General features: G+C 72.6%; 7 protein-coding genes and 1 pseudogene. 3 read left to right on the top strand and 5 right to left on the bottom strand.

The genetic code is table 11. The features are described 5' to 3' along the window. Positions 1 to 1,565, top strand: a pseudogene (locus AB0K82_RS00005) (hypothetical protein); the annotation flags it as partial. Positions 1,566 to 1,586: 21 nt separating this feature from the next. On the opposite strand, the gene AB0K82_RS00010 reads toward AB0K82_RS00005, so the two are convergent. Continuing rightward, on the bottom strand, positions 1,587 to 2,810 hold the full coding sequence (locus AB0K82_RS00010) for a PP2C family protein-serine/threonine phosphatase (RefSeq protein WP_364390762.1): 1,224 nt from the start codon (positions 2,808 to 2,810) through the stop codon (positions 1,587 to 1,589). A 21-nt stretch (positions 2,811 to 2,831) separates the two neighbouring features. Between AB0K82_RS00010 and AB0K82_RS00015 the strand changes: the two genes are divergently transcribed. Next, positions 2,832 to 3,419, top strand: coding sequence for a MarR family transcriptional regulator (locus AB0K82_RS00015; protein ID WP_364390765.1), 588 nt, complete (start codon positions 2,832 to 2,834; stop codon positions 3,417 to 3,419). Here AB0K82_RS00015 and AB0K82_RS00020 read toward each other — a convergent pair. Continuing rightward, complete coding sequence (locus AB0K82_RS00020; protein WP_364390767.1) at positions 3,411 to 5,690, bottom strand: SpoIIE family protein phosphatase; 2,280 nt, start codon at positions 5,688 to 5,690, stop codon at positions 3,411 to 3,413. The two genes, AB0K82_RS00015 and AB0K82_RS00020, sit on opposite strands and share 9 nt — an antisense overlap. Positions 5,691 to 5,928: 238 nt before the next feature. Here AB0K82_RS00020 and AB0K82_RS00025 point away from each other — a divergent pair, with 238 nt between their 5' ends. Further along, the gene (locus AB0K82_RS00025; protein WP_364390769.1) at positions 5,929 to 10,179 is read left to right on the top strand and encodes a HAMP domain-containing protein; all 4,251 of its coding nucleotides are present in this window, start codon (positions 5,929 to 5,931) and stop codon (positions 10,177 to 10,179) included. 58 nt (positions 10,180 to 10,237) lie between these two features. Here AB0K82_RS00025 and AB0K82_RS00030 read toward each other — a convergent pair whose 3' ends face one another. The 3 genes from AB0K82_RS00030 to AB0K82_RS00040 form a co-directional block, all read right to left on the bottom strand. Further along, on the bottom strand, positions 10,238 to 11,437 hold the full coding sequence (locus tag AB0K82_RS00030) for a cytochrome P450 (protein WP_364390771.1): 1,200 nt from the start codon (positions 11,435 to 11,437) through the stop codon (positions 10,238 to 10,240). A 209-nt stretch (positions 11,438 to 11,646) separates the two neighbouring features. Next, a complete protein-coding gene (locus tag AB0K82_RS00035; protein ID WP_364390773.1) occupies positions 11,647 to 12,462 on the bottom strand; it encodes a patatin-like phospholipase family protein in 816 nt (271 codons plus the stop codon). Then, entirely contained in the window at positions 12,459 to 13,964 is a 1,506-nt protein-coding gene (locus AB0K82_RS00040) for a DHA2 family efflux MFS transporter permease subunit (RefSeq protein WP_364390776.1), read from the bottom strand. Before AB0K82_RS00040 ends, AB0K82_RS00035 begins: the two co-directional genes overlap by 4 nt. Positions 13,965 to 13,969: the final 5 nt, after the last annotated feature.

Below are 13,969 nucleotides of genomic sequence, written 5' to 3' on the forward strand. Positions count from 1 at the left end.
CGGACCCGGGGACCGCCGCTCCCTCCCCGGCGGCCCGGGCCGCGACCCGGCTCGCGCCGGCGGCCGCCGCACCGGCCGCGGCGCCGTCGTCCGGCCCCACCATGCCGGACGCCGCCGGGCAGCCGTCCGCCGGCGGCGCCGCCCCGGACGCGAACGCGCAGCCGTCGGCGGCAACCGCCCTGCCGAGCGCCGATGCCTCGGCGGGCACGGCCGGGCCGGCCCCGAGTGGGAGCGCGGCGTCCGGGAGCACCGAACCGGCCTCCCGTAAGCGGCCGAGCGCCACACCGAGTTCCTGCCCGAGCCCGACTCCGACGGGCGGCGCCGGCGCCCCGGCGGCCGACCCCGACCCGAACTGCACGCTGATCGTCCCCGCCGACCCGTTGAGCGCACGTGGCCTGGCCACGCCGTACCAGCTGACGGCCACGAACGCGGGGATGGGTCCGTGCGACGAGGCGAACGTCAACCAGTCGGCGTTCGTGCAGGCGACCATCATCGACCCGGCGACCGGGAAGCTGTCGGTCTACAGCCCGCTGGTGGTGGACCGGGGCACGCGGCCCGCCGCCGCGCCGGTGAGACCCACCCTCCCGGCGGGTGCCGTCGTCGGCATCTGGTTCGGCTTCAACGGCGACGCCCTCACTCTGCGCGGCACGGGAGGCGGCCTGCGGCGGGGCAGGTGCGTGAACGGCCTGGGCGGCTCGGTCTTCGGTCAGTTCGCCCACTGCAACGCCCCGGCGTTCTTCCGGGCCGCGAACGCCGCGATCCGGGCCGGAAGAACGACCGTGCCGGCGCTGGGCACGGCGAAGGACGGCATGCCCTGCATGTCGACGCGTGACTTCGCGCTCGTCGACCAGGACCAGAGCGACAACGTTCAGACGACCTACCTGGCGACGGCCGACGGACGGATCGCGCAGAACACCGCGGCGAACAAGGGCGGGCTGGCCGGCGCTCGGACGCTCGCGAACCCGAGTGACAACGCGCTGCTGGACGTCTTCGTCGACCCGGCCCTCGGCTGCACGCCGTGGACGGCGCCCGACCTCGCCAACCCCGGCACCGTGGTGACGTCGCTGGCGCTGGACGAACTGCAGGCCGCCGCCCACCAGGCGGCGCCGAGCGCGCTGGTCCCGCTGAACAACCCGATGACCCTGGTGAACGACCGGATGAGCACGGCCAAGACGAACCTGTACCGGGCCGGGGTCGACCAGCCCCCGCTGCCCGCCGGGCAGTCGCCCGCGGCGTACTGCCGCGGCATGGACACCGTCCAGGCCGCGCGGCTGCGGAAGGACATGCGACTCTTGGCGAGTCAGGCCAGCCCGATGCCGGACGCGGCCGACAGCCTGTTCACCTTCCTGGGCATGCGGCTGCAGCAGTCGTTCGGCAACCTGGCCTGCCAGAACTTCGGCCTGACCAACCCGGTGGCGAAGCTGACAACGAACGGCGGCGTCGTGACGGGCGTCACCTTCGCCGGAGACGCCGGCCAGGGCGGGAACGGCAACGGCGGTAACGGGCCGGGGAACGGTGGCAAGGGCGGCGGACCGCGCCACCACGGTCCGGGCCCGCAGGGCTGACCGCCCGAGACCGGGGCCTCGTCAGCGGCCCTTCCAGTCGAGGCAGACCACGACGGCGTCGTCGGCGAGCTGGGTGCCCTGGTGGCGCTCGACGAACCGCTGCAGCAGCGTGCGGACCAGGTCCGCCGGAGGCTGGAGCCGCGACTCGGCGAGGTCGCGCATCAGGAACTCCTCCTCATAGGCCGCGCGGGCCCCGGGCAGGTGCGCGGCGTGCATCCCGTCGCTGATGATGACGAGACGGTCGCCGCGCTGCACGGTGAACCGCTCCTCGGTGTACGGGGTGTCGCCGAACATCCCGAGCGGCAGCTGCCGGTCGAGGGGCACCCGCTCGACGGTCCCACCCCGCATCCGGTAGATCACGGGGGAGCCGGCGTCCACGGCGGTGACCACACCGGTCGCCAGGTCGATGCTGAGCAGCAGGGTGGCGACGTGCTGCCGGCCGCCGTAGTGACGGAAGATCGTCTCGTCGGCCAGCCCGCACTGCTCGAGGAGGTCACCGCCCGAGCGGCGGGCGTTGCGCATCGCCCCCACCGCGAGCTGGGTCAGGAGTGCGGAGGCGGTCCCCTCACCCATCCCGTTGGTCACCGAGATGAGGAGGGTGTCGCGGGCGGCGCTCCAGTCGAAGTTGTCGCCGGCCACCGCGTAGGCGGGCTCGAGCTGACCGGCGAACTCGTACTCGGGGGCCGAGCCGACGCGGCCGGGCAGCAGCTCCCACTGCATCTCCGCGGCGAGGGTCAGGCGTTCCCTGCGGCGGGCCTGCCGGTAGCGGTCGGTGGCGCGGTCGGCGATCTCCAGCGCCCGGCTCAGCGTCGCGGCCAGGTCGAGGAGTTCGCTCCGCTGCTCGGCGGAGGGGATGTCGGGCAGCGTGATGCGCAGGATGCCGAGCCGGTTGCCCAGGACGGTCAGCGGGAGATGCAGGAGCCGCCGGGTGCCGGGAGAGGCCGTGGCGGGCGGCTCGAGCACGGGTTCACCGGTGGCGAGGGCCCGGCCGCTGGGGCTGCCGGCCAGCGCGATCGGCGCCTGCCCGGAGGCGACCGGCTGCAGGTAGGCCATCCGGTAGTCGGTCAGATAGATCTCCGCGGCGTCGGTGCCGCACAGCTTGCGTACGGTCTCCTCGGCGACGTCGGCGAGCTCGTGCGGGGCCGCCAGCCAGATCCGGCGCTCGGCCTCGCGGAGGGCGTTACCGTCCCCCAGGCCTCCGCGGCCTGACTGTTCGTACGACATGGCGATCCGCCCTTCAGTCACGGAGTATGCGAAAGTGTGAACATGGCCAGTGCGCACCAGCCCATCGACCGGCAGGCCGCCATCGTCGAAGCGTATGCGGCGGCGCTGGTCAACGCGTGGGACCGGGCCCAGGAGGTCGCCGGCTTCGGCGTCTCGGCGACGCAGTTGCGCGCCCTCGCCATCATCGACCGCAACCACGAGATGACGATCAGTGCGCTCGCGGGGGAGCTGGGCACGCTGCTGTCGTCGGCGAGCCGGTTGTGCGACCGCCTGGAGGCCGCGGGACTGATCTCCCGGGACATCGATCCGGCCGACCGCCGCTCCGTGGCCGTCTCCCTGAGCCGGAACGGCAATGCCGTCTTCGCCCAGCTCCAGGAGCGCCGGCAGGCCGAGTTCGCCCGGGTCCTGCGCGAGATGCCGGCCGCCGCGCGCGAGGCGCTGATCGAAGGCCTCGCGGGTTTCCACGCCGCGGCCGGCGAGCCGCCCGCGGACGGCTCGATCTCCACGGCGCTCGGTTTATTCGACCGCGCACGCCGGCGCTTCCCGCATTCCGCCCCGACGCCGACGCGCCGGGTGAACCGCCATGGCCACCAGGCCGGCGTCCGTCGCCGGTCGTCCGGGTCACCGTAGGTGGATCGTGACCAGGCAGGTGTCGTCATTGGTGTTGGCGCTGGTGCCGCCGAGTAGATGGTCACTGAAACTCTCCGCGTCGCCGACCGGCCGGCCGGCGAGGCGGATGAGCGACTGGAGGGCCTCGTCGAGCGGCATGTCCCGGCGTTCGACGAGGCCGTCGGTGAACAGCAGGAGCGCGTCGCCGAGTTCGAGGGCGGTCGTGGCCTCTTCGTAGACGGCGTCCGGGGCGAGGCCGAGGAGGAAGCCGGCGGGCAGCGGCAGCAGGCCGGCGCTGCCGTCCCGGACCAGGACAGGCGGCAGGTGACCCGCCCGAGCCCACCGCAGTGAGCGCTCCGTGGGGTCGTACAGGGCGCAGATCGCGGTGGCGAACGTCCCTCCGGTCAGGTGATAGGCGACGTTGTTCAGCATCCCGAGGAGCTCGGCGGGGCCCGCACCGGTGATCGCCAGGCCGCGCAGGCTGTTGCGCAGGGCGACCATCCCCGTCACCGCGTCGAGCCCGTGACCGGCGATGTCGCCGACGGCGAGCAGCACCTTCTTGCCCGGCAGCACCACGGCGTCGTACCAGTCGCCGCCCACGAGATGCCCGCCACCGGCGGGCCGGTAGCGGACGGCGACGTCGAGGCCGGCGGCGCTGACCGGCTGGACGGTCGGCGGCAGGATCGCCTCTTGCAGGTGCAGCGCGAGGCGCTCCTGGTCCTCGGCGCGCTGTTCGGTGTCGGCGAGCCGGTCCTGGGTCGCCGCGAGCGCGACCTCGGAGTGGTAGTGGGCCGACACGTCCTGGTACGCGCCGCGGATCGCGACGACCGTCCCGGCCGGGTCGGTGACCGGCTCGGCGAAGGCACGGATCTGGCGTACGGACTCGTCGGACCGCAGGAGCCGGAACGTCGTGAAGGACGGCCGGTGCAGCAGCAGCAACTGGTCGCGGAATCGCCGTACGGTCGCCTGATCCTGCGGGGCGACGTGGCGGGGCAGCTCGTCCAGCCCGATGGCCGGGGCGGAGGGCGGCAGCCCGAACAGCGCGAAGGTCTGCTCGGTCCACATGACCCGCCCGCTCACGAGGTCGTGCTGCCAGGAGCCGATCCGGCCGAGCCGCTGCACCTGTTCGAGGAGGGCGCCGGCGGCGCCGGTCCGCCCGCCGTCCGCCCAGGTGAGGACGAGCCGGTCGAAGATCCGTGCGATGCGTGCCCGGTGGACCGGCTCGCCGGCGGCACCGGCGATCGACCACTCGGCCTCGGCGGGCCGGCCGGTCGCCAGGACGTCGACGCCGACGTCGATCGGTCCGCCGGGCAGCGCCGTCTGCGGGGAGACGTGCGACAGGCGCTGTCCGAGGAGGTTTCGGGCGGAGTATCCGGCCACCCGGGGAGTGCTGCGGCCGAGCTGGTCGATGCGCAGGTCGACGACCCGACCGGAGGGGTCACGGACGGGGCTCAGCAGCAGGAACGAATCGCTCAGGGCGGTGAGCACGGCGCCGGCGTCGAGGGCCCGGTCGTCGTCGGCCGGCCCGGGCCGGGTGTCGAGCGCCCGCGCGCACACCTCGGCGAGCGCGGTGAGCTCGGAGCGTACGGCCGGGGTGAAGCCGGGCAGTCCGGCCGCCCAGCGGATCTCCAGCACGCCGACGCGGCCGCCGTCGGCGGACAGGGGGAGGACGACCCGTGCCCCGTCCTGCCCGGCACCCGTCAGCGGGGGGACCCCGCGCCGCCGGCCGGCCCCGCCGGGCCACCAGACCGGCGCGCCGCCGCGTACGACGCGTTGTTGCAGGCTGTCCAGCTGCGGAGGGATGCGCCGCCAGTGCCCGCGCTCGAGCGGGTCGAGCCCGACCGCGCCGGCGAGTTCGAGCGCGCCGTCGGGGCGCAGGGCCCACAGCGCGGCGGCGACGGCGCCGGACAGGGAGAGGGTCTCGTCGAGGAGCGCCGCCGCCATTCCGTCACCGTCCTCGGCGTGGACGACGGCGACCTCGGCCAGCCGGGGGTTCGCCGTGGGCCGGCCCTCGGCGGCGCCCCGCCGGGCCGCCTCGGCCAGCGGGTCGTCCGCGGCGAGGTTCACCAGGTCCGCCGCCAGGTCGACGAGGGACGTGCCGGTGCCGGCCGCGAGGCGCGCCAGATGCCCGAGCGCCTCGGTGGGCGAGCAGCCCAGCCGGTCGACGAGGATGCCCGTGGCGACGTCCGTGAGCGCGCGGGCCGCGGCCCGGTCGCGCGTCTCTTCGAGGAGTCGGCGCTGCTCGGCGAGCAGGGCCGTCAGCCGCATGACGTCATCCGGCGGAACCGTCATGCCGGCTCCGCCGCGTGTACGTTGGGCGTCACGTGACGCCCGTGGGATGCGGTCAGCTCTAGCCCTTGTCTCGTCGTCCGGAAGGGAGCGGACAACCCCCAGCGCACAGGCCACATCGGCGCAGACCGGGGGCGTCCGACGGTAACACTGCCAGTATGGTTGCCATGAGGCAAGTAGATGGCGGTCTAATAGAAAATCACTTGCGTCGCGCACTTGGGCGGACGATCGGAGTGGGAGCATGTCTCAACGGGACGCCGGGAGATCGGCGCTTCGCGAGCCCGACGGTGCGGACGAGGCGGCCCTGCGCCAGCTTCTCGCCGGGCTGACCGCCGTCCGCGACGGCGACTTCGCCACCCGCCTGCCCCAGACGGGCGACGGGCTGATGGACGAGATCGCCGGTGTCTTCAACGGCATGGCCGATCAGCTGTCCCAGTTCACCTCCGAGGTCACCCGCGTGGTCCGCGAGGTCGGCACGGAGGGCAAGCTCGGCGGCCAGGCCCAGGTGCCGGGCGCCTCCGGGAACTGGCGGCACCTCACCGACTCGGTCAACGCCATGGCCGGCAACCTGACCGGCCAGGTCCGCGACATCGCCCAGGTGGCGACCGCGGTCGCCCGCGGCGACCTCTCCCAGAAGATCACCGTCGATGCCCGTGGTGAGATCCGGGAGCTCAAGACCACGATCAACACGATGGTCGACGAGCTGTCCTCGTTCGCCGACGAGGTGACACGGATGGCCCGCGAGGTGGGCACCGAGGGCCGGCTGGGCGGCCAGGCGCAGGTGCCCGGCGTCGGCGGCACGTGGCGCGATCTGACCGACTCGGTGAACTTCATGGCCGGCAACCTCACCGCGCAGGTCCGGTCGATCGCGCAGGTGGCCACGGCGGTGGCGAAGGGCGACCTGTCGCAGAAGATCACGGTCGACGCGCGCGGCGAGATCCTCGAGCTGAAGAACACGATCAACACGATGGTGGACCAGCTCTCCTCGTTCGCCGACGAGGTCACGCGGGTGGCCCGTGAGGTCGGTACCGAGGGCCGCCTCGGCGGCCAGGCCGACGTCAAGGGCGTCTCGGGCACGTGGAAGGCGCTGACCGAGTCGGTGAACGTCATGGCGGCGAACCTCACCGACCAGGTGCGGTCGATCGCCGAGGTGACGACCGCGGTCGCGCGAGGTGACCTGTCGCAGAAGATCCGCGTCGACGCGCGCGGGGAGATCCTGGAGCTGAAGGAGACCATCAACACGATGGTCGACCAGCTCTCCGGGTTCGCGGACGAGGTCACCCGCGTCGCGCGCGACGTCGGCACCCAGGGCAACCTCGGCGGCCAGGCCATCGTCCGCGGCGTCTCCGGCACCTGGAAGGACCTGACCGACAACGTCAACGTCATGGCCTCCAACCTGACCGCGCAGGTCCGGTCGATCGCGCAGGTGGCCACGGCGGTGGCGAAGGGCGACCTGTCGCAGAAGATCACCGTGGAGGCCAAGGGCGAGGTCGCCGCGCTCGCCCAGACGATCAACACGATGGTCGACACGCTCGGCGCGTTCGCGGACGAGGTCACGCGCGTGGCCCGCGAGGTGGGCACCGAGGGCATTCTCGGCGGCCAGGCGAACGTCCCCAACGTCGCCGGCACCTGGAAGGACCTCACCGTCAACGTCAACTCGATGGCGAACAACCTCACCGGCCAGGTCCGCAACATCGCGCAGGTCACGACGGCCGTCGCCCGCGGCGACCTGTCCAAGAGGATCGACGTCGACGCGCGCGGCGAGATCCTCGAGCTGAAGACCACGATCAACACGATGGTCGACCAGCTCTCGTCGTTCGCCGCCGAGGTCACCCGGGTCGCCCGCGAGGTCGGCAGCGAGGGCCGCCTCGGCGGCCAGGCCGAGGTCGAGGGCGTGTCCGGCACCTGGAAGCGCCTGACCGAGAACGTCAACGAGCTGGCCGGCAACCTCACCCGGCAGGTCCGCGCGATCGCCGAGGTCACCAGCGCCGTGGCGACCGGCGACCTGACCCGGTCGATCTCGGTGGAGGCCCAGGGCGAGGTCGCCGAGCTGAAGGACAACATCAACGCGATGGTGCAGTCGCTGCGCGACTCGACGCGGGAGAACCAGGAACAGGACTGGCTGAAGACCAACCTGGCCGGCATCGCCGGGCAGATGCAGGGCCACCGCGACCTCGTGACGGTGGCCGAGCTGATCATGGACGAGATCACGCCGCTCGTCACCGCCCAGTACGGCACCTTCTACCTCACCGACGCCGGCGGCGGGGACACCGCACTGCGCCTGATCGCCGGCTACGCCCACGAGGCGGGCGTCTCCGCCGACCGCGAGTTCAAGCTGGGGGAGTCCCTCGTCGGGCAGGCGGCCCGTACGAAGAAGACCATCACGGTCGACAAGGCGCCGCCGGGGTACGTGAAGATCTCCTCCAGCCTCGGTGAGTCCGCGCCCGCGGACCTGATCGTGCTGCCGATCGTGTTCGAGGGGCAGGTCCTCGGCGTCATCGAGCTGGCCTCCCTGACCGGCTTCTCGCAGGTGCACCGCGACTTCCTCCGGCAGTTCGCCGAGACCGTCGGCGTGAACCTCAACACGATCATCGCCAACTCCCGCACGGACGCGCTGCTGGAGGAGTCGCAGCGGCTCGCCGCGGAGCTGCGGTCCCGTTCGGAGGAGCTACAGGCCCAGCAGGAGGAGCTGCAGCGTTCCAACGCCGAGCTGGAGGAGAAGGCCGCGCTGCTGGCCCGGCAGAACCACGACATCGAGATCAAGAACTTCGAGATCGAGCAGGCCCGGCAGGAGATCGAGGAGCGCGCCCGGCAGCTCGCGCTGGCGTCCAAGTACAAGTCCGAGTTCCTGGCGAACATGTCGCACGAGCTGCGCACGCCGCTGAACAGCCTGCTGATCCTGGCCCGCATCCTCGCCCAGAACCCCGGCCGGAACCTCACGTCCAAGCAGGTGGAGTTCGCCAACATCATCCACTCGGCCGGCACCGACCTGCTGCAGTTGATCAACGACATCCTCGACCTTTCCAAGGTCGAGGCCGGCAAGATGGACGTCCACTCCGAGAGCATCGCCGTCACCCGGCTGCTGGAGGACCTCGAGAGCACCTTCCGGCCCCTCACGACGGAGAAGGGGCTGGACTTCCGGGTCGAGATCGCGGATGAGGCGCCGGCCGAGATCTGCACCGACGAGCAGCGGCTGCGCCAGATCCTGCGCAACCTGCTGTCCAACGCCGTGAAGTTCACCGAGCGCGGCGGCGTCCAGCTACGGATCCGGCTCGCCGACGACGTCACCCTGCCGGCCGCCGGGCCCGGCGAACCGGTGCTCGCCTTCGAGGTGATCGACACGGGGATCGGCATCGCGGAGGAGAACCTGGAGGCGATCTTCGGCGCCTTCCAGCAGGGCGACGGCACGACGAGCCGCCGGTACGGCGGCACCGGGCTCGGCCTGTCGATCTCCCGGGAGGTCGCGGGGCTGCTCGGCGGTGAGATCCACGCGAAGAGCCGTGTCGGGAACGGCACCACCTTCACGCTGTACCTGCCGCCGACGGCGCCGAGTCCGGGCGAGTACACCGGCGGAGGGATCGACGGCGGACCCGCCGTCTCCGGCCTCCCGGCGGCCAGCGCGCCGGTCGTTGCCGAGACGCGCCGGCTGCTGGTCCTGGAACAGCGCGGCGGCCTGCTCACCGCGCTCGCGCACAGCGCGGCGGCCGACCTCGCCGACACGCACGGGAACGTCGAGATCACCGGCGCGGCCGACGTCGACGAGGCGGTCGACGCCCTGCTCGCGGCACCGCACGCCTGTGTCCTCCTCGACGTCGGCCTGCCCGCGGCGCCGGCCTTCTTCGAGCGGTTGGACCGGCAGCCGGGACTCGCCGCCCTACCGGTCCTGGGCCACCCCGGCCGGCGGTTGAGCGCCGTTCAGGAGCGGCTGGCCGCCGACCGGGCACGCTCCCACCCGTTCGAGCTGCTGCCCTCCCTCGACGAGCTGCGCGAGCGCGTCACCCTGTACCTGTCGGGCGGGCGGCTCGTCGACGCGCTGCCCTTCATGGCGGGCTCCGCCGGAGCCGGTCGGGACGGTGGCGCCGCGGACGACGACGCCGGGATCCTCGGCTACGCGGAGCTGAGCGGCCGCCGGGTGCTCATCATCGACGACGACGTCCGGAACGTGTTCGCGATCTCCAGCGTGCTGGAGCTGTACGGCATGTCGGTGATCCACGCGCCCAACGGCAAGAAGGGCATCGAGGTGCTGCGCGAACACGACGACATCGAGCTCGTGCTGATGGACATCATGATGCCGGAGATGGACGGGTACGCCACAATGGCCGCGATCCGCGAGATGCCCCGGTTCGCGGAGCTGCCGATCATCGCCGTCACCGCCCGCGCGATGCACGGGGACCGGGAGAAGAGCCTGTCCGCGGGCGCGACCGACCACGTCGCCAAGCCGGTCGACACCGAGGAGCTCCTCGCCTGCATGAAGCGGTGGCTGCACGCCTGACCACCCGCCGGCCGCGCGGACACGCCCGGGTGCGGACGGCACCCGGGCGCGTCGCTGATCACCAGGTGAGCGGCAGGCGGTAGACCCCGTAGATGACCATGTCGTCCCGCAGCGGGACCTCCTCGGGCGGCACGGCCAGGCGAAGATCGGGGAAGCGGCTGAAGAGCGCCGGGTAGGCGACCTTCATCTCGGCACGGGCCAGCTGCTGGCCCAGACACTGGTGGAAGCCGTGGCCGAACGCGACGTGCTGCGACGGCGGCCGGGTGATGTCGAGCCGGTCGGGCTCCGGGTAGTGCTCCGGGTCGCGGTTCGCGGCGGACAACGCGGCGACCACCGTCTCGCCCGCGCGCACTCGGTGCCCGCCGATCACCAGATCCTCGCGGGCGACCCGGACGAGCCCGTACTGGACGATGCTGAGGTAGCGCAGCAGCTCCTCGACGGCGCCGTCGATCAGCTCCGGCCGCTCGCGCAGCGTCCGCAGCTGCTCCGGCCGCGTCAGCAGGGTGAAGGTTCCCAGGGCCAGCATGTTGGCGGTCGTCTCGTGCCCGGCCACGAGCAGCAGCAGGCCGACGCCGGTCAGCTCTTCGGCGGTGAGAGAGTCGTCCGGATCGTGGACGAGGCTGCTGAGCAGGGCGTCGTCGGGTTCCCGTCGTTTGCGGTCGACGAGCTCGCGGATGTAGCCCCAGATCGCGTCGCGCGCTTCGAAGATCACCTCCTTGTCCGCGTCGATCCTGAGGAGCGTGCCGGTCCAGCTCTGGAAGGCCGCCCGGTCCTCGTACGGGACGCCGAGCAGTTCGCAGATGACGAGCGAGGGGATCGGCAGCGCGAAGGCGGGGACCAGGTCGGCTGGCGGCCCGGTGCGCTCCATGGCGTCGAGGTGCTCGGCGACGATCTGCTCGATCCGCGGCATCAGCTCGCGCATCCGCCGGGTGGTGAACCAGCGGGTGAGGATCTTGCGGTAGCGGGTGTGCTCGGGGGCGTCCATGCTGATGAAGGACCCGGCGCGGAAGGCGGGTTCGCCGGGACGGATGGGGAACGCCCGGACCGGCGACGAGGCTCGCAGCCGGTCCGAGCTGAACCGCTGGTCCGAGAGCAGCGCCCGGACGTCCTCGTGCCGGGTGAGCAGCCAGCCGACCGTCCCGTCGGGGAAGGAGAGTCTGCTGACCGGATCCTCCTCCCGCAGCAGGCGGTACTCATCGGGCGGGTCGAACGGGCGCTCCCGACGGGTCGGCAGCGGCTGCGGGGTTGAAACGGACAAGGGGCACCTCCTCCGCTCAGGCCCGGCCCGCGGATACGACACCGGAGGTGCGCCGGTCGGTGTTCGGCCGGTAGGTCCGGCGCCGGCCGCCCGTGGCCCTGGACGACCCGGACGGCAGGCCGAGCGACACCTACCAGCCTATGTCGGAATATGTGTGCATTACATAGATCGCTGCTCTGTTTTGCACCTGCCCCGTACCGGGATACGCGCTAGAGCCGGTTCGCGTGCCAGACGTTCCGCATCGCAACGGCGACGTCGGTCGCCTGCCGGACTCCCGCGCCGTACGACGCCGACGAGGCCGCGCGGTCGTGCAGGGCGGGTCCGAACGCCTCGATCGCCGCATGGTCGGGGACGATCCGCAGAGTGGGCGTTTCGGCCCCCGCGTCCTGCGGAAACAGGTGGGCCAGCGGCTCGATGAGGACGACGGTTCCGGCTCCGGCGGCGAGGTCGGCGTGGCCACCACCGGCCAGCGCGCCGTCCATGTACCGCCGGCCGTCGAGGGTGATCGGCGGGTAGACGCCCGGCATGGCGGAACCGGCCGCCACGGCGGACGCCAGGGGCACGGCGTCGTCGCGACTCCAGACGCGCCGTTCACCGGACTCGACGTCGACCGTCGTGATCAGCAGCCGGTGTTCCGGCCAGTCGTCACCGGTCAGGGCGGCCACCCGGGACCGGTGCGCCTCCTCATCGTCCGTCTCGGCGGCGAGGGCGATCCGGCCGACCCGTCGCAGGGCCTCCGCCGGCTCCAGACTCCGATCGGCGAGCACGGCGAACACCTCGTTCAACCGGGTCGGACGCACCGCCGGCGCCGGCGCGTCGCGACCGGCGGTGCCCGGCAGGGAGCCGAACCGCTCGAGGTCCTGGCCGGTCGTGAGCATCGCGCCGACGATCGCGCCCGCCGACGTGCCGACGATCAGGTCGGCCTCGGCCAGGTCGACGCCGGCTCGGCGCAGCCCGACCGCCAGGCCCGCGGTCCAGGCCGTACCGACGACGCCGCCGGGTCCCAGTACCAGTGCCATGGTCATGATTCCCGTCCTTTCGCGTGCTGGCGCGGCAGCAGCAGCGCGGGCACCAGGGCCAGCGTCATCAGGACCACGGCCCAGACGTAGGTGTGCTGGAAGGCGTCGGCCAGCCTAGGGGAGATCGCGTGTCTGGCCGGAGCCGGGAGCGCGCGGACCGCCCCGATGCCCCCGTCGGCGGTGCCGGGCAGTCGGTCGCGCATCGCCCCGGCGAGGACGATCGAGATCAGGGCGGTCCCGAGGGCGGCGGACACCTGCTGGGTGATGTTCAGCGCGGTACTGGCGCCGGGAACCTGCTCGCTCGCGACGTTCCGGGTCGCCGCCGTCATCGCCGGCATGATCGTCGTTCCCACGCCGGCACCGGTCACGACGAGCGGCAGGACCAGGTGCCAGTACGGCGTGTCGGCGTGGACCTGGGCGATGAAGACCAGGAACCCCGTACCCGCCACCGCGACCCCGACGGAGACCAGCCGTCGGGGGGACACCTTGTCGATCAACCGGCCGGCGATCTGCATGGCGACGCCGGTGGCCAGGGCCTGCGGGACGCCGAGCAGCCCGGACGTCGTCGCACTCTGGCCGCGTACGACCTGGTAGTACAGCGGCAGCAGCAGCATCGACCCGAAGTAGGCGCAGGTGAAGAACGCCAGGGTCACGGTGGCCGTCGCGAACGACCGCCGGCGGAACAGCCGCAGGTCGATCAGTGGCTGCCGGGCCGTCAGACCCCGGACGACGAAACCGGCCACCAGCGCCGCGCCCGCCAGGGTGGGAACGAGTACCTTGGCGGTGCCGAAGTCGCCGTGCTCGCCGCCGGTGGCCAGCCCGTAGATCGCCATGGCCAGGCCGGGGGACAGCATCAGCAGGCCGGGCACGTCGAGGCGGTGCCCGGGCTCCGGCGCGTCGGCCGGGAAGATCCGGCCGGCCAGCAGCAGCACCAGCGCCCCGATCGGGACGTTGATGAAGAAGATCCACCGCCACGAGGCGCTGTCGACCAGCCAGCCGCCGAGGATCGGCCCGGCCAGCGGCCCGATCAGGACCGGAATGCCCAGCACGCTCATCGTCCGGCCCATGCGCGCGGGGTCGGCGGCCCGGATGATGATCGTCATCGCCAGCGGCGTGATCATCCCGCCGCCGAGGCCCTGCAGCGCGCGGAAACCGATCAGCGAGCCGGTGTCCCAGGCGAGCCCCGCCAGCGCCGAACCGATGGTGAACACCCCGATCGACGCCAGGTAGGCGCGTTTGGCGCCGAACCGGCCGACCGCCCACGCCGTGGCGGGGATCACCGAGGCCAGGGCGAGGGTGTATCCGGTCGCCACCCACTGGATGGTCGCCACCGGAGCGTGGAAGTCCTGGGAGAGCCGGCCGAGGGCGACGTTGACGATCGTCACGTCGATGACCGTCATGATCGATCCCAGCACGATGACCAGGGCGATGGCGGTGGGGTCGGGGCCGCCGTGCGGTGGCCGGGCTTCCGGGCGGGTACGCCGGCGCGGTGCGGACGCGGTCGTCATCGGGA

Origin of the sequence: Actinoallomurus sp. NPDC052274, from assembly GCF_040679475.1 — a bacterium.
In the GTDB taxonomy this organism is placed as follows: Bacteria; Actinomycetota; Actinomycetes; order Streptosporangiales; family Streptosporangiaceae; genus Actinoallomurus; species Actinoallomurus liliacearum.

Bases quoted from the DNA above. Each gene is read 5' to 3' on its own strand.
- AB0K82_RS00015 (WP_364390765.1), top strand. From the start codon at position 2,832: ATGGCCAGTGCGCACCAGCCCATCGACCGGCAGGCCGCCATCGTCGAA.
- AB0K82_RS00020 (WP_364390767.1), bottom strand. From the start codon at position 5,690: ATGACGGTTCCGCCGGATGACGTCATGCGGCTGACGGCCCTGCTCGCC.
- AB0K82_RS00025 (WP_364390769.1), top strand. From the start codon at position 5,929: ATGTCTCAACGGGACGCCGGGAGATCGGCGCTTCGCGAGCCCGACGGT.
- AB0K82_RS00035 (WP_364390773.1), bottom strand. From the start codon at position 12,462: ATGACCATGGCACTGGTACTGGGACCCGGCGGCGTCGTCGGTACGGCC.
- AB0K82_RS00040 (WP_364390776.1), bottom strand. From the start codon at position 13,964: ATGACGACCGCGTCCGCACCGCGCCGGCGTACCCGCCCGGAAGCCCGG.